The following is a 24576-nucleotide window of genomic DNA, read 5'->3' as shown; positions in this document are numbered from 1 at the left end:
CCGGGTCAGTTACAGCTGACCTGTGAAAAGAACTGGCCCGAGATGTTCTGGTACATGCTGGCCACAATCGGCTTGCACCCGGTTGCCTGCTGAATAGCCGCGATGGCCTGAATAGTGCGCAGCCGGGGCGGGGGGCCGAATGGGTTGAGATTGTTGTTATCACGTGTGGCACGGTATACGACCGGAGCTTCCGAAACCTGGGTAATGGCCCAGGTGCGGCTCATGACGTTGACGGTATTTGTCTCTTTGGCGGTTGCAGGGGTCACATCCAGGGCCGTCAGGCCGATTGCAGCCGCCAGTGCCAGCGTTACATTGCGCAGTGCCATCGTACAATCTCCTGAACTAAAACCGTTTGTTATTCCACCAGATTACCGCGCTTGCCCAGTCCCGCCAAGGCCGAATTTATCCTAGCGCCCGCCTGGTGAAAGAGGCATCTGGCGGTTCACATCTTTGTATAGCAGATATCGGAACCGCCCGGGACCGCCCGCATAACAGGCCTGAGGGCAAAAGGCCCGCAGCCACATAAAGTCTCCGGCTTCGACCTCGACCCAGTCCTGATTCAGCCGGTAGACGGCTTTTCCTTCCAGCACGTACAGCCCGTGCTCCATCACATGCGTTTCGGCAAATGGGATCACGCCACCGGGTTCAAAAGTCACGATGTTGACATGCATATCGTGGCGCAGGTCTTGCGGATCCGCGAAACGTGTTGTGGCCCAGCGACCCTCGGTGCCCGGCATTTCGATCGGGGCGACCTCTTGTTCATTGGTGATGATCGGGTCCGGCTTGGGCAGGCCGGGCACTGCCTCATAAGCCTTTCGAACCCAATGAAACCGCGCTGGCTGCTCCGTATGGTTGCGCAACGCCCATTTGGAACCAGCGGGGATATAGGCATATCCACCAGTTTCCAAAACGTGAATACTTCCCTCAAGCGTCAATGTGACCGCCCCTTCGACAACGAACAACACCGCCTGCGCTGCGGGGTCCGTTTCGGGCGTATCGCTACCGCCACCGGGCTGGACCTCCATGATGTATTGCGAAAAGGTTTCGGCGAACCCGCTAAGGGGACGTGCCAGAACCCACAGGCGGGTGTCTTCCCAGAAGGGCAGATAGCTGGTGACGATGTCGCGCATCGTACCCTTGGGTATAACGGCATAGGCCTCGGTGAACATGGCGCGATCAGTTAACAGGGTGTCCTGTCCGGGGTGTCCGCCATGGGGCGCATAATAAGTCGGGTGTGCCATCAAATGCCTCTGGTTCGTGTTTCGTGCACTATGCGAGGGACGCTCGGCATGGCCTAGCGTCAGAGTTGCAATAGGTTTCTTCGGGATAATTTGAAGGTTGCAGACTAGGGCTTGGCCCTGTGCCTTCCCGGGTATATCCTTGAATGTAAATTGGTTGCAGAATTGCGAGGCGGTATGAGAATTTGGGGATCACTATTAGTTGCAGGTGTTCTGGTACTGAGCATTGGTGTTGCCGGCAGCGCGAAACCGCTGTCTCGCATCATCGCAGAGTCGGGGTTGAGCCCGGATGATTTCACATTGCTGAGTGCAACCACAGACACCATGCTGGGCAGTGGTTTGCCGCAGGTTGGTGCCGAAAGTGAATGGATCAGCACCAAGACCGGGGCCAAGGGCACCGTCCGTGTGCGCGAGGTCCGCGATAATTGCGTGCATCTGCAGCATTTTATCCGACCTCCGAGTTCCGAGCAGACCCGTGAGATCAGAACCCGCAGGTGCCAGGATGCCAATGGTAACTGGATTTTCACACCCTAATTGGGTTGCTACACCCGCGCGCGACGCAGGTTATTGACGGCTCTACGGTCGCCAGTCTCCGGTTACTGCACCCGTTTAATCTCATATGGGGTGGGTGACGTCTCGTCACCCAACTGGACATCATGACGGTGGCTAAGTCATTCTCGGCCCAAAGGTAATGCCCGCGTGTCGGGGCGGAGGAGAAAACTCATGAACATGTCATTCGGCCTGCGCGAGGAAAACCGCGAACTGCTGACCCGCGTAACAGAGATGATCCGAAATGAAGTCATGCCGCTGGAAGAAGAGTTCCATGCTGAAATCAACAAAGGTGACCGCTGGCAATATACCCACCGGCAGGCGGATATCCTTGAAGGGTTGAAAGCCAAGGCCAAGGCGGCGGGATTGTGGAACTTCTGGCTGACTGACAGTGAAAAAGGGCTGGGTTTGACAACTGTGGAATACGCCTTTTTTGCTGAAGAAATGGGAAAGACCCCGCTGGGTGCCGAAATCTTCAACTGTTCGGCCCCAGATACGGGCAACATGGAAGTATTCGAGCGGTACGGGTCCGAAAAGATGAAGCAAGAGTGGCTCAAGCCGCTGCTCGATGGGCAAATCCGTTCGGCCTATCTGATGACCGAACCGGATGTCGCCTCTTCCGATGCCACCAATGTTTCGATGTCCTGTGTGCCGGACGGCGAATCCTACGTTCTGAATGGCGAGAAATGGTGGGCCTCAGGCGCCGGTGATCCGCGGTGCAAGGTCTATATCGTCATGGTCCGGACTGGCGGTGATGACCTGCCTGTTCACAAACGGCAGTCGATGATCGTGGTGCCAGCGGGAACGCCGGGGATCGAAGTGCTGCGCCCGATGGAAGTCTACGGCCATGATGATGCGCCGCACGGGCATATGCATATTCGCTTTACCAATGTCCGGGTGCCTGCCGAGAATATCCTGCTGGGCGAAGGGCGTGGGTTCGAGATCGCTCAGGGTCGATTGGGGCCGGGACGTATTCACCACTGTATGCGCGCTATTGGGCAAGCAGAGATGGCCCTGGAGCAGATGTGCAAACGGTCGCTGCAACGCGAAGCATTTGGCAAGAAGCTGGCGCAGCTTGGGGCGAATTTCGATATCATAGCCGAATGCCGGATGGAGATCGAAATGGCCCGGCTACTTTGCCTCAAGGCTGCTTGGTACATGGATCAGGGCGATGCGCGCGCGGCGGCCCCGTGGATCAGCCAGATCAAGGTCGTGGCACCTCGGGTCGCATTGAAGGTGATTGATGAGGCGGTTCAGATGTATGGCGGGCAAGGGGTAAGTCAGGACACGCCGCTGGCGACCGCATGGACGCATGTACGGACCCTGCGGCTGGCCGATGGGCCGGACGCGGTGCATCGTCGTCAGGTCGCACGGACCGAGCTGAAAAAGCATACACAGGAAAAGGTCTGAGGTCCCAAGTGGTCTTGAAATCTGACATGTCCAGGTTGCCTTATTTCAGACTTCGCGCGGATGGGGTTTTTGTCGGCAATGACCCGGCGCGGGGTCCGTGGTCTGCCGAACATTGCCATGCTGGTCCGGTCAGCGGTCTGATCGTGCGCGCGGCGGAATCTGAAATTGGTCCGGACAAGATGCTGACCCGGCTGACGGTCGATCTGCTGCGCCCGCTGCCCCTGTCCGGGTTGCGGGTTGCGGCCGAGACGACGCGGCACACCAGAACGCTGGCGACCACTCGGGTTACTGTGCACGATCTGGACAACACTTTATGTGCCGTAGCCACAACTATGCACCTTGCCCGCCGCGACCTTGGCCCGGTTCCCAATGTCGCTCTCTCATCTCCGCAACTGGCGGACTCGGTGGACGGCCCATTTCCCATCGGCGAAATTCGGCACGATCTTCCTGGGTTCGCGACCTATTCCGATGTCCTCTATCCCAAGGGTGGAAATCAGGGCGTCGGTCCCAAAACGATCTGGATGCGCACGCCTCCGCTGCTTGGGGACGAGGTGCAATCTCCGATTCAGGCGCTGTGTCCACTGGCTGATTGCGGCAATGGCATTTCGTGGAATGCCCCCACAACCGAGATGGGGTTCATGAATACCGATCTGACGGTTCAAGTGCACCGCGAGCCGGTCTCGGATTGGCTGGCCTCCGAGTCTGTCTGCCATTGGCAACCCTCGGGTATCGGCATGTCGCAATCGGTTTTGTATGACACCCAAGGGCCGGTTGGAACAGCCCTGCAGACCCTTGTGTTGTTCCCACCTGCCTGAGCCATCGGCCAGCTTCTGCGCGCCCGGCCCAAATGGGATTGCCGGGCGCAGGCCGACACCCTATCTTTCGCCCATGCGCTGGCTTGTGACCCTAGTGACCTGCTGTTTGCCGATCCCGGCGATGACGCACCCGCATGTCTTTATCGACACGGGGCTGGAATTCGTCGTGGACGCTTCGGGGCAGCTGACCCATGTCCGTGTGACCTGGGCCTATGACGAGTTTTACTCTTTGCTTGTCCTCGAGGACATGAAGCTGGATCAGGATGGCGACGGTATCCTCAGCAAAAGTGAACAGGATCATCTGTCCGGGTTCGATGCACAGTGGGATCAAGGCTATAACGGTGATCTGGTCGTCTGGTCCGAGTCTGAGGTATTGCCGCTTTCTGGCCCACTGGAGCCGAAAGCATTGATGGAGGACGGGCGCATCGTGACCTCGCATCTGCGCAGTGTCGAAGGTGGGCCTGTACCGGCCACCGCCTTATCGGCGAAGGCGTTTGATGAGACATATTATACCGCATATGACCTGACGCGCCCGGTGACGGTTTCGGGGAGTAAGACCTGCCAGATTGACCGCGTCGAGCCGGATGTCGACGGACAGCTTGCCCAAATGCAGGCGTTTCTGCTGACGCTGGATGCCAATTACGACCTTGAGGAAAATGACATCCCGATGGTGGGCGAAAACTTTGCAACCGAGATCCGAATTTCATGTCCAAATACCTGATTGTCCCGTTTGTTCTGGCGGTCGGAGTTCTGCTCTGGTTCTGGTTCAGCGGCGGGTTTGACCAACTTGCGGCATGGGCTGCCGGTGAACAGCGTGCATTTCAGAACCAGATTGCGCGGTCTCTGCGCGCTGCCCGCGCCGAACAACCTCAGGCGGTCATGACTTTGTTGACGGTGTGCTTCGCTTACGGGTTCTTCCACGCCATCGGTCCTGGGCATGGCAAAGTCCTGATCGGTGGCTATGGGCTTGGCCGGCGTGTGGCGTTCTGGCGGCTTTCAGCGATCAGTGTGTTGTCCAGCCTTGGACAGGCCGTAACCGCGATTGTTCTGGTCTATGCCGGTGTGCTGGTGTTCCAGATGTCTCGGGAAAGACTGGTCGACACAACGGAGCAAATCATGGCCCCAGTCAGCTATGGGGCGATCACTGCGATCGGGCTTTGGCTAGTGTTTCGCGCCTTGCGCAGCTTTGCCAAACGCAGCCGGGATCACGGTGCAAATCATCATCACCACGACCACGAAACCTGTTCGGATTGCGGCCACCGGCATGGTCCGTCCGCGGATGAGGTGGCGCAGGTCGGTAGCCTGCGCGAGGCGGCGTTGCTGATCGCTGGAATCGCCGCACGCCCCTGTACCGGGGCGCTGTTTGTGTTGATCCTGACCTGGCAGATGGGCATCGCCATCGTTGGCATCGCCGGGGCGTTCTGCATGGCGCTGGGCACTGCGACTGTCACCACTCTGGTCGGGTGGACCTCATTCGGTCTGCGCGGGGGGATGCTGGCCTCGGCCTCAGCGACGCGGTTTGCACAGGTGCTGGCCCCAACCATCGAACTGGTCGCCGGGTTGCTGATTGCGGTGATAGCTGGTGGCCTTTTACTGCGCGCGCTTTAGTCGAACACCGGGTTCGGATAGCCGACCCGCGCAAGATACAGCCCCTGTGGCGGGCAAACCGGCCCGCAGGCGGCGCGATTCTCAGCGTGCAGCGCTTCGCGCACATCTTCGGGCGTCCAGGACCCGGCGCCGACACGTTCCAGCGTGCCGACAAAGCTGCGCACCTGATTGTGCAGGAACGACCGTGCCCGGACGTGGAAATGAACCTCGGGGCCTGAAAAGCCCTGCACCTGTTCCACCCGCAACTCATCCAGCGTCTTGACCGGGCTGGCCGCCTGACAGATCGTGGACCGGAACGTGGTGAAATCATGCCGTCCGATCAGCATGTCCGCCGCGGCCTGCATCGCATCAATATCCAACGGGTGACTGACTTGCCAAACCTGCCCCGCGTCATGGGTTGCAGGCGCGCGGCGCATCAGGATGCGAAACAGATATTGCCGTTCAAGCGCCGAGAACCGTGCATGCCAGTCATCGTCCACCCGTGCGGCTTTCACGATGGCCACTGGTTGCGGCTTGAGGTGATAGTTCAACGCTTCGGACAGTCGGAAAGGGTCCCATTCCTTGATCAGGTCGCAATGGGCGACCTGTCCTAGCGCGTGGACACCGGCATCGGTGCGACCCGCCGCAGCGATCGTGTGGTCCCCGGGTTGTATCCGCGACAATGCCTCTTCGATCGCCCCCTGAACCGAGGGCTGATCTTTCTGCCTTTGCCACCCGGCAAACGGCTTTCCGTGATATTCGACTTTCAACGCGTATCTGGGCATGGGCTGCTGGTACCGTGCTGCGCGGCGGCGGGCAAGGGGCCGGAAAGCGCTGGCATGTCGGACGGTGGCTACCTATCTTGAGCGAAACGATAAAAGCGGGGCGACGGCTTGGTCATCTCATCTATGGCAGACAGTCTTGTGCGCGGCATGGAATCCGTGGGCGACAGCGTTTCCGAAGCTCTGTTCGAGCCGGTCATCCGCCTTGGTGTCACCGGGTTGGCGCGTTCGGGCAAAACGGTGTTCATCACCTCGCTTGTTGCAAATCTGCTGGACCGTGGGCGAATGCCGGGCCTTGTTGCGCAGCATGAGGGACGGATCAACGCAGCTTACCTTCAGCCGCAGCCGGATGATACCGTGCCCCGGTTCGACTATGAAAACCATCTTGCTGCGCTGACCGGGCCAAACCCGCATTGGCCCGAAAGCACCCGCGCCGTGTCCGAGTTGCGCCTGTCGTTCAAGGTTCGCCCTGCCGGTCTGCTGTCTGGCCTGAAGGGGCCGCGAACCGTGCATCTGGATATTGTAGATTATCCGGGCGAATGGTTGCTGGACTTGGCCCTGCTGGACAAATCATATGACGACTGGTCAACCGAAACGCTGAACCGCATCACAGAGCGGGCCGAGGCACAAGAGTTTCTGGCGCAGGCCAAAGCGGTCGCGCCAGAGGCAAAACATGATGAGCCGGTGGCGCAATCTTTGGCGCAGGCGTTCTCGGGCTATCTGAACACGGCGCGCGATGCCGGGTTTTACGATTGTACGCCGGGGCGGTTCCTGTTGCCGGGTGATCTGGCGGGATCACCGGTTCTGACCTTCGCGCCGCTGCCAGTCGAAGGGGTCGCCACCCGTAACAGCCTGCACCGCGAAATGGCGCGGCGCTACGAAGCCTATAAATTGCGCGTGGTCAAACCGTTCTTTCGCGAACATTTTGCCCGGATCGATCGACAGGTTGTTCTGGTCGACGCGCTGGGTGCGATTCACAAAGGGCCGAAAGCGGTTGAGGATATGCGCCTGGCGATGGGAGATATCCTGTCGGCCTTCCGTCCGGGGCGCAACGCGTGGCTCAGCCAGTATCTTCTGGGCAAACGGGTCGAGCGCATTTTGTTTGCCGCCACCAAGGCCGATCATTTGCACCACCTGCAGCATCCACGTCTGACCAGCATCATGGAGGCGTTGACACGCGACGCCCGTGACCGCGCCAGTTTTGCCGGGGCCGAGACCTCGGCTGTGTCACTGGCGGCTTTGCGGGCAACAACCGAAGAGATGCGAACCCATGAAGGAGTGCCGCTTGCCTGCGTGCGGGGCACTTTGCTTGATGGCAAGCAGGCGGCCTTCTACCCCGGTGAGTTGCCCGAAGACCCGGCTCATTTGTTGGGGGCAGCCCGCAGCGGAGCAGAAAGCTGGCTGGGCGAAGACTATGGGTTCATGAGTTTTGCGCCTGCGAACCTGACTCTGCGATCGGGTGACGGCCCGCCCCATATCCGGCTTGATCGCGCGGCCCAGTTCCTGATCGGAGACCGGCTATGACCGTAACGCTCCGCCCTGCGCGCAGCACGGATGCTGGCGCGACGGGGAAAATCCTGCATGGTTTTGCTTGTGAAAATGAGTGGATGCCAGAGCTGCATTCCTGTGCCGAAACCATCGCCTTTTGCGGCGTGATGATTGATCGCGACTGGATCACCGTTGCTGAAAACGAGGATGGTGTAGTTGGTTTTCTGGCATTGAATGGTTCAGAGGTCCATTCGCTTTACCTGCGTCCGTCAGCGCGCAATCAGGGCATCGGGCAGCGCCTGTTGGATCAGGCGAAATCTGGCCGACAAAAGCTGTCCCTGTTCGCCTTTCAGGCCAACCATGGCGCGCGAAGATTCTACGAGCGCAACGGATTTGCAGAGATTGCCCGCGGTGACGGGGCCGATAATGACGAAAACCTGCCGGACATCAAATTTGTCTGGAACAGAGAAAGGGCTTCTGATGGCTAAGGGTCCAGTTCTGATCGATCTTGATCCCGAGGAACCTGTTGCGGATGTCGCTTTGGCACCGCCCGTTCCGGATGCGGGCGAACCACAGGGGAAGGCGATGCAGGCCGCCGCGCGTCTGGCTGCACGGAAACCGTCGGCCCTGTCACGCTGGTTCTGGGGACTGGCGGCGGCGGTCATCGGCGCGGTTGTCTCGGTGGCGGCATGGGATTTTGTGACCGCTTTGCTGTTGCGCGCGCCGGTTTTGGGATGGGTCGTAACTGGCCTGATTGGCGCGTTGCTGCTGGTTGCCCTGATCATCGCTTTGCGAGAACTTGCCGCGATCGGGCGGCTTTCGCGTGTTGATGGAATCCGTCGCGCCGCAGACACCGCGTTGGCAGAGGCGGATCTGACGCAAGCCCGCGCCGTAACCAACCGGTTGTTGGCATTTTACAACGGGCGCGAGGACGTTCGATGGGGCCGCGATAGGCTGGCCGAACGTATCGCCGAGCCTTTCGATGCCTCGGATCTGATGGCTCTGGCCGAGGACGAGCTGCTGGCCCCTCTGGATGCCGCGGCCAGTCGAGAAGTCGAGGCCGCAGCGCGTCAGGTCGCGACGGTGACCGCTCTGGTTCCTTTGGCTCTTGCGGATGTGGCGACGGCTTTGGCAGCCTCGTTGCGAATGATCCGGCGCATAGCTGAGATCTATGGTGGAAGGGCCGGTTTTCTGGGCAGCTGGCGCCTGACCCGGGCGGTCTTTGTGCATCTGGTCGCAACCGGCGCGGTGGCAATGGGCGACGACTTGCTTGAACCGGTGCTGGGTGGGTCTGTCCTGAGCAAACTGTCGCGGCGGTTTGGCGAAGGCCTGGTTAACGGGGCGCTTAGCGCGCGCGTCGGCGTGGCCGCGATGGAGGTCTGCCGTCCTTTACCGTTCTCGGACCGTCACAAGCCCTCGACCCGGTCGATGATCAAGCGTGCGCTGGCGGGGCTGTTTTTGAAAACTTGACCTGAGACAAAGCGTTCCTGCCAGCCGCGCATCATAACAAAGCAGGAGGCACGTATGACAGACCATGGACACAGCCAGCAAGAAATCGCGGCACGTATCAACGCGCCGCCGGGGCGTGGCGTTTTGCGTGATGTGGTTTACGGCGGGATCGATGGATCAGTCACCACTTTTGCCATCGTTGCGGGCGTCGCCGGGGCGGGGCTGTCACCGTTCATCATCATAGCGCTGGGGCTGGCCAATGTGCTGGCTGACGGGTTTTCGATGGCGGCGGGGAATTACTCGGGCACCAAGGCTGAACTGGATAACATCCGGCGCATTCGCGCGATCGAGGAGCGTCATATACATCTTTACCCCGATGGTGAACGGAACGAGGTGCGCGAGATTTTAGCCCAGAAAGGACTGTCGGGCCGTGTGCTGGACGAAGCCACCGATGCGATCACGGAAAACCATGACAACTGGATCGACCTGATGATCGAGGGAGAATATGGCCTGGGCAGCGTCGATCCGCATCCGCGCAAAGCTGCGGTGGCGACGTTTTTTGCCTTTCTTGTGGCCGGCATGGTTCCGCTTTTGCCGTTTCTGTTTTCGGTGGACCGGGCATTTGCTGCTTCGGCCTGGATGACGATGGGTGTTTTCTTTGCCATTGGTGCCCTCAAAAGCCGCTGGTCGCTGGCTCCGTGGTGGCGGTCAGGGATCGAAACGCTGCTGATTGGTGGGGCCGCTGCCGCAATCGCCTATTTCGTCGGTTCACTGTTTCACCCCTAGCGGTCGGAATTGTCGCAGTTTGCCCGGTGCCGCAGACGGCTGCCGCTCGACCCGCTAGGTTGGGGCGCAACTTCAGCAGGTTAGGTGCCCGATGCAAGGTTCTGGGAAAAATATACTTGTTCTAGGCGCTTATGGGTTTATCGGCGCGGCGATGATGCGGTCTCTTTCGGATCGAGGTGCCAATGTATGCGGCCTTGTGCGCGATACAAACCTGGGTGAGAAAATCCTGCCAGGGATGTCTTTGGCTCAGGGAGATTTGCGCCAGCTCACGAACCCACACGATTGGCGGGAAATTCTGTCAGGTTTTGATTGTATCGTGAACTGCGCCGGGGCGTTGCAGGACGGACCAAAGGACGATCTTGAGGCGGTGCATCACACTGCGATTGCCGCCCTCGGGCAGGCCTGCGCCGCGCGCGAGATTGCTTTGGTTCAGATTTCTGCAACCGGAAGCAGCCCAGAGGCAGACACGGAATTCATGCGCACTAAAGCCTCCGGGGATGCCGCCTTGCAGGCCAGTGGTGTGCCGCTGTGGATTCTAAGGCCGGGCCTTGTGATCGGACAGACTGACTATGGTGGAACGACCTTGTTGCGCATGCTGGCCGCAATTCCGCTTGTGCAACCGATCGCCTATCCGCAGACGCTGGTTCAATGTGTTGGAATGGCCGATTTGTGCAGCGCCGTGGCGGCGGCCATTGATGAGACGTTGCCACAGGGTACCTATGATCTGGTCGAGGATCAGGCTCATTCGCTGTCCGAGGTTCTGGACGAAACCCGCCATTGGATGGGGTTCTCTAAGGCACGTGTTCGGATAACGGCACCGGCTGTGGTTGCTAAGTTCGCCGCCGGTTGCGCCGATCAACTTGGGCGCTTGGGGTGGCGTTCGCCCCTTCGCAGCAACGCAATGACGGTCATGGCTACCGGAGTTCTTGGCGACCCGGCCCCTTTTCGCAGGGTGACAGGCGAATCCATGGGTTCGATGCCCGAGATTTATCGCAGCATGGCCTGTTCCCGCGAACACAGGTTGGCTGCACGGATGTCGTTGCTGATGCCGTTGACGGTTGCGGTGCTCAGCCTTTTCTGGGTTCTCTCAGGTGTTTTCGGATTGCTGAGCCTGCCGCAAGCCACACAAGTCCTAACCGTCGCAGGCTGGACCAGTGGTGCCGCTGTGGCCAGCGTGCTGTTCTGGTCATGTGTCGATATCTTTCTGGGGCTTGCGATCCTTTGGCGACCATGGGCAGAACGCGCCTGCATCGCTCAACTTTGTGTGGCGGTTTTCTACCTATTGGCGGCCTCAATTACGGCTCCTGCCTTGTGGCTCGACCCGCTTGGACCGCTTGTTAAGGTCATGCCCGCGATCATGTTGTCTCTGGTCGCACTGCCAATGGTGAAAAGCCGATGATGGACCCGGATCTGATCTTGCGCTGGTTTCATGTGATCGGGGCCTGCGTCTTGTTGGGAACCGGGGCCGGAATCGCATTCTTCATGCTGATAGCCCATCGGTCACGCGACCCGCGTTTCATCGCCCAGACGGCGGCAATCGTGGTGCTGGCCGATATGCTGTTCACCACAACCGCCGTTGTTTTGCAGCCAATTTCAGGTGGCTTGCTGGCCTTCAGATTGGGCTGGTCACTGGTCGAAGGGTGGGTGCTGCTGTCACTATTGCTGTATGTCCTGACCGGTGTCTTCTGGCTGCCGGTCGTCTGGATGCAGATAAAGATGCGGAACTTCGCGCAAGAGGCGGCAGATCGCGATGCTGCTTTGCCGCGTTCGTATTTCATATTGTTCCGGCTTTGGTTTGCATGTGGGATCCCCGCATTTCTGGCCGTTTTGGCCATAGTCTGGCTGATGGTTTCCCGCCCTTCAATAGACCTGTTTTGATTTCAGGCCGTGTCGCGGTATGCAGGACGGTATTCCGGACTGTTTCTACCTGATGCATCAGGTTAGCCTGCAGAGAACTTGATAGGAGAAACAGGTTGGAATCCCTTCTGGTCCTTCTTGCGTTGGTTGCGCTGGCTATTCCTTTGACCATTGTGCTGCTGCTTGTCAGTCAGGTTCGGTTGCGGCGGCGGGTCGTCCAGTTAGAGGCGGACATCCTGTCACTGAAACATGGCACCAATACTGAACCAGAACTCGCGACAGAGCCCGAGTCCAAGGCGCAGACTATTCCGGCCAAAGCGCCTCCAGTGTGGCCGATAGCCGACCAACCTGAGACCGAACAGCCAATCCCCCCGCAATCTCCTCAAGAAGCACTGGTTTTCAGCTCTGACCGTTTCGCGTTGCTGCAGGAATGGCTGCAGGAAAACTGGTTCTATGTCGTTTCGGCACTGTCGCTGGCACTGGCGGGAATTTTTTTGGTGCAATACGGCGTCGAGAACGGGTTACTGCCGCCGTCGGCACGTGTCGTTGCCGCATTGCTGTTTGGCGCGGCGCTGATTGTCAGCGGAGAGGTCATTCGCAGGCGCTATGGCGATGGCGTGGACTCCGCGAGCGCCTATTTGCCCTCGGTGTTCTCAGGCGCGGGGCTGGTCACACTGTTTGGCGGCGTTCTGGCGGCGCGGCAACTATATGGCTTGATCGGCCCTGAATTTGCGCTTGTCGCCATGATTGGCGTTGCATCTGTCGGGTTGGTTTTGGGCTGGTTCCATGGTCCGCTATTGGCAGCTGTCGGACTGACAGGTGCCTTTGCCTCCCCATTCTTGGTCGGTGGCTCTTCGGATGATCCGAACTGGTTATATGGCTACTTCCTGACCATAACGGTTCTGGGCCTGGGCATAGACACCGTCCGCCGATGGGCGTGGATTTCGGTTCTGACACTGGTCGGAGGTTATTCTTCGTGTCTGCTGCTGGTCCTGTCGGAACCGATGACAGAGCCGGGCTATCTGACCTGCATCACCGCCTTTGCGCTCATCACTATTGCGATTCCGGTCCGGCGAATTTGGCCTGATCACACCGGCCCGATGGTCAGCGAAATGACCCGACGCCAAAGCGGCGAGGCATGGCCCGAGTTTCCGACGCGTCTGGCATTTGGTGCAGTTGCGGTCAGCTCGGCCATCCTGGCGCTGCACTGGCCGGATTCCGCCGGTGAGTTCTGGTTGAGCCTGACGCTTTTGGCTGGTCTGGCCTTTGCGATGATCGTTTGGACAAGCGGGGCGAGGGCACTTCAGGACATCAGTGTTTTCCCGATTGTTGGCCTTGTCTGGCTCGTATTTCTCCAGGGGTGGGATCGGGGCAAAGTCGCACAGCGTTTTGCTGAGACCTATGCCGAAACCCCCGAGGCGGATTTTCCCTTTGTCGTGACATTGCTTGTGGCACTGAGTGCAGCCCTTTCGGTTGCGGCGGCGTGGCGGTCGATGCAGCAGGGGCGCCATGGCGTGGTCTGGGCGGCTGGGGCGGTAATAACCGCACCTATACTTGCCATCGCTCTTGAGATCGCTTGGCGCCCGGCCGAGGTTTTGGGCGCGTATTTCTGGGGGCTGCACGCAATGGCTCTGGGTGCCTTGATGGTGGTCTTTGCCGAACGCTATGCGCGCATGGATGGTGAACAACGTATACGTCCTGCGCTGGCCACGTTATCCGCGCTGTCCTGTCTTGCATTTGCCTGTGTCATCGTGCTGAGTTCTGGCGCCTTGACGATTGCGTTGGTTGTGACCGTTGTAGCCGCTGCCGCGCTGGATCGTCGGTTCAACCTGCCTCAGCTCAGTTGGTTTATCTGGGCCGGGGTCTTCACGGTGACTGTGCGGCTGATCCTGAACCCGGGCCTGTACTGGGCCAATACGGTGCCGGTCGGTGAAATGACGTTGGTCTATGGCGCCGCCACCCTTGGATATGTTCTCGCCTGGGGCCTGATCCGGGGATTGAACCGCCCCGTTGCAATCTTGCTGCTGGAAAGCGCAGCCTGGGCAACCGCGGGGATATTGCTGTCATTGCTGCTGCTGCGATGGCTGGAAGGGTTCGGTCAAGGCGGGATGGAGGATAGCCATTGGGGGTTGGGCCTGATGGCAGTGATCTGGCTGCTGTTGGCGGCGGCACAGATACGGCGGTTCGATTTGGGCGGGCCGTTGAACTATGTCCGCTATGGGCTGGCGGCGTTCTTTGCCGCCCATGCCCTGTTCCGACTTGCGCAAGCGCTGACCGAGGCGAATCCCGTTCTTTATGTGCACAGTGATCCCGTGTTGGGGCCTGCGCTGATGAACACGCTTGCCATAGCCTACCTTCTTCCTGCCGGGGTCCTTGCCATGTCAGCCTGGCGCATTGAACAGATGCCGGTTTGGTTGCGGCAGGGCTGTTTCGGTCTTGCGGGTGCGCTTGCAGCATATTGGCTGGGTGCTTCTATTCGTCATTTCTGGCAGGGTCCCGGTGGCATGTATGTCGGGGCTGGGGTCAGCCAACCAGAGCTTTACACCTATACCTTGGCCCTTTTGATTGCAGGCGCGGCGCTGTTTTATCAATCTTTGGCCCGTCGGTCCGACCTGTTGCGCAAAGCGGGGCTGGCTGTGATCGGACTGGCCGTGGCTAAGGTATTTCTGATCGACATCGCCGGGCTGGGCGGCCTAATCCGGGTCTTTTCGCTGCTGGCGCTGGGGCTTGCACTGGCCGGTTTGGCGTGGCTGAATCGCTGGGCAAAGCTGCGCCAATCGCCACAAGAGGCGGAACCTCTGGACCATTAGCTGTGAGCGTCCTATAAGCGCGGCCATGTATGCCCGTCTGGCCATCATTATTCGAATTATTTCCCCGGCGCTCTAACCACTGAGACGCCGGGCAAAGGTGTTTGAGAACTCGCACCGACCTCTTCGATCCCAATACGACCAGATCATCCAAAGGACGCCCCCAATGTGCGCCGACACGACCCAAACACCTGATTACAAAGACACGCTGAACCTGCCGAAAACCGATTTCCCCATGCGCGCAGGCCTGCCCAAGCGCGAACCCGCATGGCTGGAACGCTGGGAAGAGATCGGTGTCTATGACCGCCTGCGTGAAAAACAGGGCCGCACGCCCTTTACCCTGCACGATGGCCCTCCGTATGCGAACGGTCACCTTCATATTGGTCACGCGCTGAACAAGACGATCAAAGACATGATCGTGCGCAGCCATCAGATGATGGGCCACGACGCGCGCTATGTGCCAGGATGGGATTGTCACGGTCTGCCGATCGAATGGAAGATCGAGGAACAGTATCGCAAGAAGGGCAAGAACAAGGACGAGGTGAACGTTGTCGACTTCCGTCAGGAATGCCGCAAGTTCGCCGAGGGCTGGATCGACATCCAGCGTGAAGAGTTCAAGCGTCTGGGCATCACCGGCAACTGGGCCGATCCCTACATCACCATGGACTATCACGCCGAGGCTGTGATCGCGGATGAATTCATGAAGTTCCTGATGAACGGAACGCTCTATCAGGGGTCCAAGCCAGTCATGTGGTCGCCGGTTGAAAAAACCGCACTGGCCGAAGCCGAGGTCGAGTATCACGACAAGGAAAGCTTCACCATCTGGGTGAAGTTCAAGGTTGTAAATGCGGGCAATCTGGATGACGCGTTTGTTGTGATCTGGACGACGACACCTTGGACCATGCCCTCGAACAAGGCTGTGGTCTATGGCAAGGACATCTCCTACGGGCTGTACGAAGTCACTGATGCGCCAGAGGAATGCTGGGCTGCTGTTGGCGACAAGTTCCTGCTGGCGGACAATCTGGCCGCTGACGTGCTGGGCCGCGCCCGGCTGAATGACGACCAGTGGACCCGCGTCCGTGATGTCACAGCAGATGAGCTGTCATCTGTCCAACTGGCCCACCCGCTGGCCGGGGCCGAGGGCGGTAATGGCGAATGGGATGACATCCGCGACTTCCGCGCGGCTGAGTTCGTGACCGACACAGAAGGAACGGGGTTTGTTCACTGCGCGCCGTCGCACGGGATGGAGGAATTTGAGCTCTACCGTGATCTTGGCATGCTGGAGCAGGTCATCACCTATAACGTGATGGACGATGGTTCGTTCCGCGCTGATCTGCCGTTCTTTGGCGGCAAATACATCCTGTCCCGCAAGGGCGGTGAGGGTGATGCCAACAAGTCCGTGATCGATAAGCTGGTTGAGGTTGGCGGGTTGCTGGCGCGCGGAAAGATCAAGCACAGCTATCCGCATTCCTGGCGCTCGAAGGCTCCGATCATTTATCGCAACACGCCGCAATGGTTTGCCTCGGTCGATCGCAAACTGGACGACGGCATGGGCGAAATGGGCGATAGCATCCGCGAACGCGCCCTGCGTTCGATCGACGAGCTGGTGAAATGGACCCCGCAGACCGGCCGCAATCGTCTGTATTCGATGATCGAGGCCCGGCCAGACTGGGTTCTGTCGCGCCAGCGTGCCTGGGGCGTACCGTTGACCTGCTTTACCAAGAAGGGCGCTTTGCCGACCGATCCCGATTTTCTGCTGCGCGACCCTGGCGTGAATGCGCGCGTCAAAGAAGCGTTTGAACAGGACGGGGCCGATTGCTGGTATCTTGACGGCGCGAAAGAGCGCTTCCTGGGTAATGACTATAACCCGGATGACTGGGATCAGGTGTTCGACGTTCTGGATGTTTGGTTCGATTCGGGCTCGACCCATGCCTTTGTGCTGCGCGACCGTGAGGACGGCACCGAGGACGGCATCGCCGATGTATATATGGAAGGCACCGACCAGCATCGTGGGTGGTTCCATTCGTCCATGCTGCAGGCCTGCGGCACCAAGGGCCGCGCGCCCTATCGCAACGTGGTGACCCATGGCTTTACGCTCGATGCCAAGGGCAACAAGATGTCCAAATCGCTGGGAAACACGATCGTGCCCGAAGAGGTCATCAAGCAATACGGTGCCGATATCCTGCGCCTGTGGGTGGCTCAGACCGATTACACCGCTGACCAGCGGATCGGACCTGAAATCCTGAAGGGCACCGCCGACAGCTATCGTCGGTTGCGCAACACCATGCGGTTCATGCTGGGCTCGCTGGCTGATTTTTCTGAGGCCGACCGGGTGGACCCTGCGGATATGCCGCGCCTGGAACGCTGGGTGCTCAGCCGTCTGGCCGATTTGGATGAACAGGTGCGAAAAGGATATGCGTCTTTCGACTTCCAGGGCGTGTTCAGTGCGGTGTTCACCTTTGCAACCGTTGATCTGTCGTCCTTCTATTTCGACGTCCGCAAGGATGCGCTGTATTGCGACGGCGACAATCTGCGCCGTCGTGCCGCGCGCACCGTGCTGGATATACTGTTCCACCGTCTGACCACATGGCTGGCCCCAGTTCTGGTCTTCACTATGGAAGAGGTCTGGCTGGAGCGTTTCCCGGGTGACGACAGCTCGGTCCATCTGGTGGACTTCCCGGATACGCCCGCCGACTGGCGCAATACCGAGCTTGAGGCTGGCATGGCCAAGATCCGCCGGGTCCGCCGCGCTGTGACTGCCGCGCTCGAAGTTCAGAGACAGGATAAGGTCATCGGTTCCAGCCTTGAGGCCGCACCGATCGTGCATGTCGAAGATGGTGAAACCCGCGATCTTCTGGCAACGTTTGACGTCGATGACATGTGCATCACGTCCGGTTTGACCGTCACCGGAGATCCGGCCCCGGCCGAGGCGTTCCGCCTGCCGGAAATCGAGGGCGTGGCCGTGGTGTTCGAAAAGGCTGAGGGCGAGAAATGTCAGCGCTGCTGGAAAATCCTGCCTGATGTGGGGCGCCATGCACATGACGGCGTGTGCGGGCGCTGTAACGACGCGCTGAGCTAATCAGTGTTCTGCGGCTGAGGCGGAGTCTTTTGCGAGGCTCTGCCTCGCGCTCCGAGGTATTTTTGGCCAGATGAAGATCCGGATTCGCAGAATTCGGGTTGTGATGCGCGCGGTTTCTGTCAGCCTGTTCGCATGGGAATGATTGCGGTTGAGACCCGTTTCGGGACTTTGGGTGTTGAAGAAACAGATGGCGCGGTGACGCGCCTGATCTGGAATGGCGGCAATCAGGGCGAAGTCACGCCCCTGTTGCAGGAGGCCGCCGCGCAGCTGCGCGCCTATGATCAGGGGCGGTTGGACAGGTTCGATCTGCCTTACCGTATCGAGGGGTCGGAATTCCTGCGTCAGGTTTGCGACCTGATGTTTGCCATTCCGCTGGGCGAAATCAGAACTTATGGTGATCTCGCGAAGGAACTCGGTCAGCCCCCGCAACCGGTGGGGCAGGCCTGTGGCGCCAATCCTATTCCGGTGATAATTCCATGCCATCGGGTGCTGGCTGCAAACGGGCTGGGCGGGTTTTCAGGTGATGGTGGGATTGAGACCAAGGTCGCCCTGCTGCGCCATGAACGCGCCGCCGGTCTGCTGATCTAGAAAGCGGAATTCTGTTGCAATCCCGCTGGTTGATGCCCAATTTGTTTCAAATAGAGATTTCAAAGGATCGCATGGTATGACCGATCAACCAGACCTGGCAGCTCGTAAAAAGGCCATCATCGACCGCCTTATGTCGCTTGAGGAGCAAGAGCTTGCGACCGCGCAGGCGCATTACGACGCTTTCCTGAAAGATTCGCAGCTTGATGACCGGGAAGGGCATGACAAGGACGATATCGCAGCCTCGCGCGAGAATGCCGATCTGGCAGCAGCCTTCGATGCGCCGGTTCATGCGCATCATGCCAAGATCGATGTGATCGAGAATACGGATTTTGGTCTGACCGACAGGGTGCAACCGGGTGCGGTGGTCAAGTTCAACAACCGGCGCTTTGTGGTCTGCGTCTCGACCACGCGGTTCGAAGTGGACGGCAAAACCTATATGGGCATCTCAACCCAAAGCCCGATTTACCTGGCGATGGCAGGCCTGCAACAGGGTGATGTGTTCGCCCATAACGGAACCGAGTTCGAGGTGCAGGAGGTCCTGTGACCTTAAGCTTTGCGCGGCGGGATCACCTGCTGGGCAATTCCCGCGAACACCAGATACAAGCTGGTGATCACCAGACCCCAATGGGCCCAGCTTTCGGGATGGAAATCGACCCAGGCCGCCCATCCGGCGAAGAAGGTCCAGGCAAAGGCCATCGGCAATGACACATTGCGCCAACGTTCCGTGCGCACCGGGTGGATGAACTTCAATGGCAGGAACATTGCCAGCGAAAGCAGCATCACCAGCAGCAGGATAGCCCAGAAATTGGGCTCGAGCGCGAAGATCACGATGACGAACATATTCCAGCAGCCCGGAAAGCCGGAAAAGGAATTGTCCTTCGTTTTCATCCGCGTGTCGGCGAAATACATGGCGCTGGCAAAGGTGATGACAATGATGGCGAACCAGCCGGTCCAGCCGTCCATCAAGCCCGATTTGAACAGGGCAAAGGCCGGGATGAACACATAGGTCAGGTAATCAATGATCAGATCCAGAAGCACGCCGTCAAATTCCGGGGCGTTCTTTTTGACGTGATAGTGCCGCGCCAAGGGGCCGTCGATACCGTCCACAACAAACGAGACGACCAGCCACAGATACATCAGGCTCCACTTCTCTTCGACGGCGGCCAGCATGGCGAGCATTGCAAATACGGCGCCGGTCGCGGTGAATAGATGTACGGAAAGAGCTTTGAATCTGTGTGTCATGGTGTCTCTTGAATGATGCGCGGGCCAGATGCAAACCAAAAGCCCGGTCAATTTGGATAGTGTTTGCTTAGGCTTTTGGGTGGGTGCGGTTGTAAACTTCCATCAGGCGCGCCGTGTCGACCGCAGTATATGCTTGGGTGGTGGACAGCGATGCGTGGCCCAGCAATTCCTGAATGGTGCGTAGATCACCGCCCGCAGACAGCAGGTGAGTCGCGAAACTGTGGCGCATGGCATGGGGTGTTACAGTGGAGGGCAGCCCAAGCTGCTGGCGCGCTTTGGCCATCACCCCCTGAATGGCTCGGGGGTTCAGGGGGCCTCCGCGAACCCCGCGAAACAGTGCCTTCTCCCTGGATTGGGGGTGGGGGCACAGCTTTACATATTGATCTACAGCTGTTTGCGCGACTGGCAGGACCGGAACGATCCTTTCTTTGTTGCCCTTGCCGGTGATCCGCAGCGAGTTGGGCAAAGGGGTATCCGCTCCGGTCAGTGAGAGAGCCTCGGAAATACGCAAGCCGCAGCCATATAAAAGAGTAACGACCGCAACGTCGCGGGCAGAAACCCAGTCGCTGGCTGATTGCATCTCGACCGTTTCAATCATCGCACGTGCGGCATCCTCGGCCATGGGTCGAGGGAGTTTTTGGGTAAATTTGGGGGCGCGGGTCGACAGAACTGCGGTCGGCTCAAACCCTTCACGCTCCGAAAGCCAACGGTAGAAGGTTTTTACGGCGGAGAGTTTGCGCGCAAGCGAGCGCGAGCCAACGCCGGATGCGCGCTGATCGGCCATCCATGCCCGCATGTCCGAGATCGTAATCCGTGCAATCGCCGCCATCCCCTGGCTTTCGCTATGGTGCAGTGTCATGAAGGACAGAAATTCGGACACATCCCCCCGATAGGCGGTCAGCGTGTTTTCGGACCGGCCTGACAAGGCCCCCAGGCCATCAAGCCAGTTTTGCAGTGCGTCACGACAAGCCGGAGAAATAAGGCTCACGACAGCCAATGGCGCATCGACCGTTCGAAGACACCAGCAAAGAAAGTCAGAAGATCCGTGCCCAGCTTTGGCGTAAAGTGCCTGGGGTCTTTTGCGCTCATGATGATCATGCCAGGCAGGCGGCCTTCGCCCAAATCCAGCCTCAGACAAGCTTCGGAGCGCAGGTGATCCGCATCACTGCCGAATATCCTGTGCGCGGGATGGATGATTTCACGCAAGACGACCTCGCGTGCTGGGCCGCTGTGGTCAAAGGTCAGATAGTTGTCGACGAAACCGGGTTCGACGATGGCCAGCACGCCTGCCAGTCTTGAGATTGCCGGGTCTTTCTGGACTGCCGTCGTTTCAAGAACCAGCGTAATGCGTTCGACACGCAGTATGTCAGCCACATCTGCACCAAGTATTTGCAGGAATTCCTCAAATCCGACCGGTTCAAGTAGCCGAAGAATGGCCCGATGAACCTGATTTGTGCCTGCCAGATTTTCATAGGCTGCCGCAATGACCGAGCGGTGCGTATCCTCCAGCCGGTCCAGCCGGGCCTCGAGCCGTTGCATGGCTATGCCGCGCAGGTCGATGACGTTATTCCCGCGCGCCTGCTCATTTGCGGTGACGAGGGCCTGCATCAGGTCCTTGTCATCCAGAATGGCATCTGGTTCGGCCAGAATCGCCTCGCGCAAGGTGTCCTTGAGTATGGTGTTGCTGCTCATGTCCTGTCCGGTCTTTTTTATTTTTCGGCCTTATAGCACGGCTTGCCGGATCTGCCTCGGGAAAAATGAGCGTCAATTTGAATTTCGCGGGGAATGTGGTCGGGAAAACTCCGGTCTGCAGAGATCTGATCCGAGATCAGATTCAAAGCAGCTGGGCCGAGCGCGGCGCCAGGGGCGCCGCGCGGGTTCGCGCAGAATCAGAGGATTTTCTGACCCGTTTTGGCCCAATCGGACAGGAAGGTTTCAAGGCCTTTATCGGTCAGCGGATGATCGGCCAGCTTTTTGATCACGGCGGGTGGTGCGGTGATCACGTCAGCACCGATGCGGGCGCTGTCGGTCACGTGGTTCACGGTGCGGATCGAGGCTGCGAGGATTTCGGTCTCATATCCGTAATTGTCATAGACCTGACGGATATCAGCGATCAGGTCCATGCCATCTAGGTTGATGTCATCCAGACGTCCGATGAAGGGCGAGATGAAAGTTGCGCCGGCTTTGGCGGCCAGAATCGCCTGATTGGTCGAGAAACAGAGGGTCACATTGACCATCTGGCCTTCGTCACTAAGCGTTTTGCAGGTTTTCAGGCCCGCCCATGTCAGCGGGACTTTGACAGCGATATTCGGGGCGATCTTGGCCAGCTTGCGACCTTCGGCGATCATGTCGTCGGCTTCGGTTGCCACGACCTCGGCCGAGACCGGTCCGTCGACCAGATCGCAGATTTCCTTGGTCACTTCCAGAATATCGCGGCCTGACTTCAGGATCAGCGAAGGGTTGGTGGTGACACCGTCCACCATGCCCAGATCGTTCAGTTCGGCGATTGCGTCGATCTCGGCTGTGTCTACGAAGAATTTCATGCGGGCAGTCCTTTGATGGGTTGGCCTTGGTCGCGGATGGCTTTACCTCAAAGAGACCCATGCTGGAACCCCTTGCCAAGGATATGCATTGAGCACTCAGGAGTTTTTCGACCAAGGTGAGCTGGTGGCGGTGCTGACCGCCCAACCGCTGGACCGGACGCTTGACTATAAGGCGCCCGAGGGCGGGTGCTTTCTGGGCGCTTTTGTCGAGGTGCCGCTGGGCCCGCGCAAGGTCTTGGGCGTGGTCTGGGGGCCGGGGCAGGGTGGCTTTGACCTTGCCAAGGCCCGCTCGGTGATCCGGGTGCTTGAAGTCGCGCCGATGCGCGAAGAGATGCGCCTGTTTCTGGGGCGCGTCGCCGATTACACGCTGACCCCGATGCCTGCGATGTTGCGATTGGCCACGCGCGCGCCCGGATTGGGCGATCCGCCTTCGATGCGCAAGGTCTATCGGCTTGGCGACAGGGACCCTGACAGGGTGACCGACGCGCGGACCCGTGTGTTGGAGGTGCTGCGCGACTACGGCGGGTTGGCCTTTACGCTGAAGGAACTGGCCGAACAGGCGGGTGTGACCTCTTCAGTCGTGAAGGGGTTGGTCAAACTCGGTGCGGTTCGCGAAGAAGACAGCCCGCGCGATCTGCCCTATCCACGTCTGGATCCGGATCTGCCGGGCAAGGCGTTGACCGATGATCAGGCCTCTGCAGTGGAAACCCTGCAATCTGGCCTGCGAACGGGTGATTATGGCACGACCTTGCTGAAAGGCGTCACCGGGTCGGGCAAGACCGAGGTTTATCTTGAGGCCGTCGCCGAAGCGTTGCGCCAGGGGCGGCAGGCGCTGGTTCTGCTGCCCGAGATTGCCCTGACCGCCGAATTCCTGACGCGCGTTGAGGCACGATTCGGCGCGCGCCCGGCAGAGTGGCATTCGGGCGCGACGATGACCGAACGCCGCCGAGTCTGGCGCATGGTGGGGCAGGGCGATGCACAGCTGGTTGTCGGCGCGCGCTCGGCCCTGTTTCTGCCGTTTCGCAATCTTGGGTTGGTCGTGGTCGATGAAGAACATGACACCTCGTACAAACAGGAAGACGGCGTGCATTACAGCGCCCGTGACATGGCTGTGCTGCGGTCCGCCATATGCGGCGCGCGCGTTATTCTGGCAAGTGCGACGCCGTCACTGGAAAGCTGGGCCAATGCCGAGGCAGGCAAGTATGAGCGGCTCGATTTGACTTCGCGCTTTGGCGATGCGGTGTTGCCCGAGATGAAGCCCATCGACATGCGGGCCGAGAAGATGCAGCCGGGGACGTGGATTTCTCCATCGCTGCGGCAGGCCGTCCATCAGCGGATCGAGCGGGGTGAACAATCCCTTCTGTTTATTAACCGCCGGGGATATGCGCCGGTCACCCTGTGCCGGGCTTGTGGCGAGCAGATTGCCTGTGATCACTGCGATGCACGCATGGTTGAACACCGGTTTCTCAAGCGTCTGATGTGCCATCAATGCGGTGAGACCAAACCCATGCCCGAGGTCTGCCCCTCCTGTCAGGTCGAGGGCAAGCTGGCCCCGGTCGGGCCAGGGATCGAACGGCTGGCTGAAGAGGCTGAGGCAACATTTCCCGAGGCAATTATTGCCATGCTGTCATCCGATCTGTTTGGATCGGCGCGCGCATTGAAAGCAAAGATCGAAGAGATTGCTGCCGGTGACGCCGATATCGTCATTGGTACGCAGCTGGTGGCCAAGGGGCACAATTTTCCGAAACTGACATTGGTGGGTGTCATTGACGCGGATCTCAGCCTGCATGGGGCGGACTTGCGCGCGGCCGAACGCACATTCCAGCTGATGCGGCAGGTGGCTGGCCGCGCTGGGCGGGCGGATAAGCCCGGACAGGCGCTGTTGCAGACGTTCCAGCCGGAACATCCCGTCATTCGCGCCATCCTGTCGGGCGATGAAGAGGGGTTCTGGAAAGCCGAAGCGGCCGGGCGGTTGGCAGCCGGAGTTCCCCCCTATGGACGCATGGCCGGAATCGTTCTGTCTGGCCCCGAGGTCGGTCCCGTTTTTGACATCGGCAACGCCATGGCCCGCAACGACGCCCCGTTGCGGCAGATCGGTGCGCAGGTCTTTGGTCCAGCGCCTGCGCCCATTGCGCGTATCCGCGGGCGACACAGGGTGCGGCTGCTGGTCAAAGCCCCCAAAGGGGCGCCAATTCAGGATGCCATCGCCCGTTGGATAGCACCGCTGCGGCTGAAGGGTGACATCAGGCTGACCGTTGATATTGACCCGCAAAATTTCTACTGACCTCTGCATTCATGCAGAGCCAATGTGCATGCCCTTCTTCCCACTCGCCAAAACCAGAAAATGGGCGTAGAG

The 24576-nt window shown here is 59.4% G+C and carries 23 protein-coding genes; 16 read left to right on the top strand and 7 right to left on the bottom strand.

Annotated features, from left to right (window positions below; translation table 11 throughout):
* Positions 1–5: 5 nt before the first annotated feature.
* On the bottom strand, positions 6–326 hold the full coding sequence (locus tag AC2FIZ_RS19240; protein WP_142640120.1) for a hypothetical protein: 321 nt from the start codon (positions 324–326) through the stop codon (positions 6–8).
* Between the two features lie 81 nt (positions 327–407).
* Entirely contained in the window at positions 408–1241 is an 834-nt protein-coding gene (locus AC2FIZ_RS19235) for a bifunctional allantoicase/(S)-ureidoglycine aminohydrolase (protein WP_142640122.1), read from the bottom strand.
* A 174-nt stretch (positions 1242–1415) separates the two neighbouring features.
* On the opposite strand from AC2FIZ_RS19235, the gene AC2FIZ_RS19230 reads away from it, so the two are divergent.
* From AC2FIZ_RS19230 to AC2FIZ_RS19210, 5 genes are all read left to right on the top strand, one after another.
* Complete coding sequence (locus tag AC2FIZ_RS19230) at positions 1416–1772, top strand: hypothetical protein (RefSeq protein WP_281973828.1); 357 nt, start codon at positions 1416–1418, stop codon at positions 1770–1772.
* Positions 1773–1961: 189 nt separating this feature from the next.
* The gene (locus AC2FIZ_RS19225; RefSeq protein WP_281973827.1) at positions 1962–3197 is read left to right on the top strand and encodes an acyl-CoA dehydrogenase family protein; all 1236 of its coding nucleotides are present in this window, start codon (positions 1962–1964) and stop codon (positions 3195–3197) included.
* Positions 3198–3223: 26 nt separating this feature from the next.
* Positions 3224–4012: a thioesterase family protein gene (locus AC2FIZ_RS19220; RefSeq protein ID WP_142640128.1), complete on the top strand. Its 789-nt coding sequence runs from the start codon at positions 3224–3226 to the stop codon at positions 4010–4012.
* A gap of 73 nt (positions 4013–4085) precedes the next feature.
* The gene (locus AC2FIZ_RS19215; protein WP_142640130.1) at positions 4086–4733 is read left to right on the top strand and encodes a DUF1007 family protein; all 648 of its coding nucleotides are present in this window, start codon (positions 4086–4088) and stop codon (positions 4731–4733) included.
* A complete protein-coding gene (locus tag AC2FIZ_RS19210; protein ID WP_496679194.1) occupies positions 4718–5620 on the top strand; it encodes a nickel/cobalt transporter in 903 nt (300 codons plus the stop codon). Before AC2FIZ_RS19215 ends, AC2FIZ_RS19210 begins: the two co-directional genes overlap by 16 nt.
* On the opposite strand, the gene truA is transcribed toward AC2FIZ_RS19210, so the two are convergent.
* On the bottom strand, positions 5617–6384 hold the full coding sequence (gene truA / locus AC2FIZ_RS19205; protein WP_496690483.1) for a tRNA pseudouridine(38-40) synthase TruA: 768 nt from the start codon (positions 6382–6384) through the stop codon (positions 5617–5619). The genes AC2FIZ_RS19210 and truA overlap by 4 nt on opposite strands.
* Before the next feature lie 108 nt (positions 6385–6492).
* Between truA and AC2FIZ_RS19200 the strand changes: the two genes are divergently transcribed.
* The 10 genes from AC2FIZ_RS19200 (at position 6493) to AC2FIZ_RS19155 (ending at position 18979) form a co-directional block, all read left to right on the top strand.
* On the top strand, positions 6493–7905 hold the full coding sequence (locus tag AC2FIZ_RS19200) for a YcjX family GTP-binding protein (RefSeq protein WP_281973823.1): 1413 nt from the start codon (positions 6493–6495) through the stop codon (positions 7903–7905).
* Positions 7902–8357, top strand: coding sequence for a GNAT family N-acetyltransferase (locus AC2FIZ_RS19195; RefSeq protein ID WP_496791482.1), 456 nt, complete (start codon positions 7902–7904; stop codon positions 8355–8357). The genes AC2FIZ_RS19200 and AC2FIZ_RS19195 overlap by 4 nt, the downstream gene beginning before the upstream one ends.
* The gene (locus tag AC2FIZ_RS19190; RefSeq protein ID WP_496791480.1) at positions 8350–9339 is read left to right on the top strand and encodes a YcjF family protein; all 990 of its coding nucleotides are present in this window, start codon (positions 8350–8352) and stop codon (positions 9337–9339) included. The genes AC2FIZ_RS19195 and AC2FIZ_RS19190 overlap by 8 nt, the downstream gene beginning before the upstream one ends.
* A 54-nt stretch (positions 9340–9393) precedes the next feature.
* On the top strand, positions 9394–10104 hold the full coding sequence (locus AC2FIZ_RS19185) for a VIT1/CCC1 transporter family protein (protein WP_281973820.1): 711 nt from the start codon (positions 9394–9396) through the stop codon (positions 10102–10104).
* 91 nt (positions 10105–10195) lie between these two features.
* The gene (locus AC2FIZ_RS19180; RefSeq protein WP_496751141.1) at positions 10196–11503 is read left to right on the top strand and encodes an SDR family oxidoreductase; all 1308 of its coding nucleotides are present in this window, start codon (positions 10196–10198) and stop codon (positions 11501–11503) included.
* Entirely contained in the window at positions 11503–11982 is a 480-nt protein-coding gene (locus tag AC2FIZ_RS19175) for a DUF2269 family protein (RefSeq protein WP_282027840.1), read from the top strand. Before AC2FIZ_RS19180 ends, AC2FIZ_RS19175 begins: the two co-directional genes overlap by 1 nt.
* 95 nt (positions 11983–12077) lie before the next feature.
* Positions 12078–14771, top strand: coding sequence for a DUF2339 domain-containing protein (locus AC2FIZ_RS19170; RefSeq protein ID WP_496791479.1), 2694 nt, complete (start codon positions 12078–12080; stop codon positions 14769–14771).
* A gap of 163 nt (positions 14772–14934) precedes the next feature.
* Positions 14935–17847, top strand: coding sequence for an isoleucine--tRNA ligase (gene ileS, locus AC2FIZ_RS19165; RefSeq protein WP_496791478.1), 2913 nt, complete (start codon positions 14935–14937; stop codon positions 17845–17847).
* Between the two features lie 132 nt (positions 17848–17979).
* A complete protein-coding gene (locus AC2FIZ_RS19160; RefSeq protein ID WP_496791476.1) occupies positions 17980–18435 on the top strand; it encodes a methylated-DNA--[protein]-cysteine S-methyltransferase in 456 nt (151 codons plus the stop codon).
* A gap of 76 nt (positions 18436–18511) precedes the next feature.
* Positions 18512–18979 (top strand): hypothetical protein, encoded by a 468-nt coding sequence (locus AC2FIZ_RS19155; protein ID WP_281973815.1) that lies wholly within the window; start codon positions 18512–18514, stop codon positions 18977–18979.
* A 2-nt stretch (positions 18980–18981) separates the two neighbouring features.
* Here AC2FIZ_RS19155 and AC2FIZ_RS19150 read toward each other — a convergent pair whose 3' ends face one another.
* From AC2FIZ_RS19150 to fsa, 4 genes are all read right to left on the bottom strand, one after another.
* Complete coding sequence (locus tag AC2FIZ_RS19150) at positions 18982–19677, bottom strand: CDP-alcohol phosphatidyltransferase family protein (protein ID WP_496791475.1); 696 nt, start codon at positions 19675–19677, stop codon at positions 18982–18984.
* A gap of 67 nt (positions 19678–19744) precedes the next feature.
* Positions 19745–20665, bottom strand: coding sequence for a tyrosine recombinase XerC (locus AC2FIZ_RS19145; protein WP_281973813.1), 921 nt, complete (start codon positions 20663–20665; stop codon positions 19745–19747).
* Positions 20662–21369: a DUF484 family protein gene (locus AC2FIZ_RS19140; protein WP_142640161.1), complete on the bottom strand. Its 708-nt coding sequence runs from the start codon at positions 21367–21369 to the stop codon at positions 20662–20664. The genes AC2FIZ_RS19145 and AC2FIZ_RS19140 overlap by 4 nt, the downstream gene beginning before the upstream one ends.
* Positions 21370–21566: 197 nt before the next feature.
* Entirely contained in the window at positions 21567–22220 is a 654-nt protein-coding gene (fsa, locus tag AC2FIZ_RS19135; protein WP_142640163.1) for a fructose-6-phosphate aldolase, read from the bottom strand.
* 88 nt (positions 22221–22308) lie between these two features.
* On the opposite strand from fsa, the gene AC2FIZ_RS19130 reads away from it, so the two are divergent.
* On the top strand, positions 22309–24504 hold the full coding sequence (locus AC2FIZ_RS19130; protein ID WP_496791474.1) for a primosomal protein N': 2196 nt from the start codon (positions 22309–22311) through the stop codon (positions 24502–24504).
* The last annotated feature ends 72 nt before the right edge of the window (positions 24505–24576 follow it).

It is taken from the genome of Ruegeria sp. CDSB022 (assembly GCF_059611145.1).
Note: the sequence above shows the minus strand (reverse complement) of the source record. Positions and strands in the feature narration are given on the sequence as shown.

Bases quoted from the DNA above. Each gene is read 5' to 3' on its own strand.
- AC2FIZ_RS19240 (WP_142640120.1), bottom strand. From the start codon at position 326: ATGGCACTGCGCAATGTAACGCTGGCACTGGCGGCTGCAATCGGCCTG.
- AC2FIZ_RS19235 (WP_142640122.1), bottom strand. From the start codon at position 1,241: ATGGCACACCCGACTTATTATGCGCCCCATGGCGGACACCCCGGACAG.
- AC2FIZ_RS19230 (WP_281973828.1), top strand. From the start codon at position 1,416: ATGAGAATTTGGGGATCACTATTAGTTGCAGGTGTTCTGGTACTGAGC.
- AC2FIZ_RS19225 (WP_281973827.1), top strand. From the start codon at position 1,962: ATGAACATGTCATTCGGCCTGCGCGAGGAAAACCGCGAACTGCTGACC.
- AC2FIZ_RS19220 (WP_142640128.1), top strand. From the start codon at position 3,224: ATGTCCAGGTTGCCTTATTTCAGACTTCGCGCGGATGGGGTTTTTGTC.
- AC2FIZ_RS19215 (WP_142640130.1), top strand. From the start codon at position 4,086: ATGCGCTGGCTTGTGACCCTAGTGACCTGCTGTTTGCCGATCCCGGCG.
- AC2FIZ_RS19210 (WP_496679194.1), top strand. From the start codon at position 4,718: ATGTCCAAATACCTGATTGTCCCGTTTGTTCTGGCGGTCGGAGTTCTG.
- truA (WP_496690483.1), bottom strand. From the start codon at position 6,384: ATGCCCAGATACGCGTTGAAAGTCGAATATCACGGAAAGCCGTTTGCC.
- AC2FIZ_RS19195 (WP_496791482.1), top strand. From the start codon at position 7,902: ATGACCGTAACGCTCCGCCCTGCGCGCAGCACGGATGCTGGCGCGACG.
- AC2FIZ_RS19190 (WP_496791480.1), top strand. From the start codon at position 8,350: ATGGCTAAGGGTCCAGTTCTGATCGATCTTGATCCCGAGGAACCTGTT.
- AC2FIZ_RS19185 (WP_281973820.1), top strand. From the start codon at position 9,394: ATGACAGACCATGGACACAGCCAGCAAGAAATCGCGGCACGTATCAAC.
- AC2FIZ_RS19180 (WP_496751141.1), top strand. From the start codon at position 10,196: ATGCAAGGTTCTGGGAAAAATATACTTGTTCTAGGCGCTTATGGGTTT.
- AC2FIZ_RS19175 (WP_282027840.1), top strand. From the start codon at position 11,503: ATGGACCCGGATCTGATCTTGCGCTGGTTTCATGTGATCGGGGCCTGC.
- ileS (WP_496791478.1), top strand. From the start codon at position 14,935: ATGTGCGCCGACACGACCCAAACACCTGATTACAAAGACACGCTGAAC.
- AC2FIZ_RS19160 (WP_496791476.1), top strand. From the start codon at position 17,980: ATGGGAATGATTGCGGTTGAGACCCGTTTCGGGACTTTGGGTGTTGAA.
- AC2FIZ_RS19155 (WP_281973815.1), top strand. From the start codon at position 18,512: ATGACCGATCAACCAGACCTGGCAGCTCGTAAAAAGGCCATCATCGAC.
- AC2FIZ_RS19150 (WP_496791475.1), bottom strand. From the start codon at position 19,677: ATGACACACAGATTCAAAGCTCTTTCCGTACATCTATTCACCGCGACC.
- AC2FIZ_RS19140 (WP_142640161.1), bottom strand. From the start codon at position 21,369: ATGAGCAGCAACACCATACTCAAGGACACCTTGCGCGAGGCGATTCTG.
- fsa (WP_142640163.1), bottom strand. From the start codon at position 22,220: ATGAAATTCTTCGTAGACACAGCCGAGATCGACGCAATCGCCGAACTG.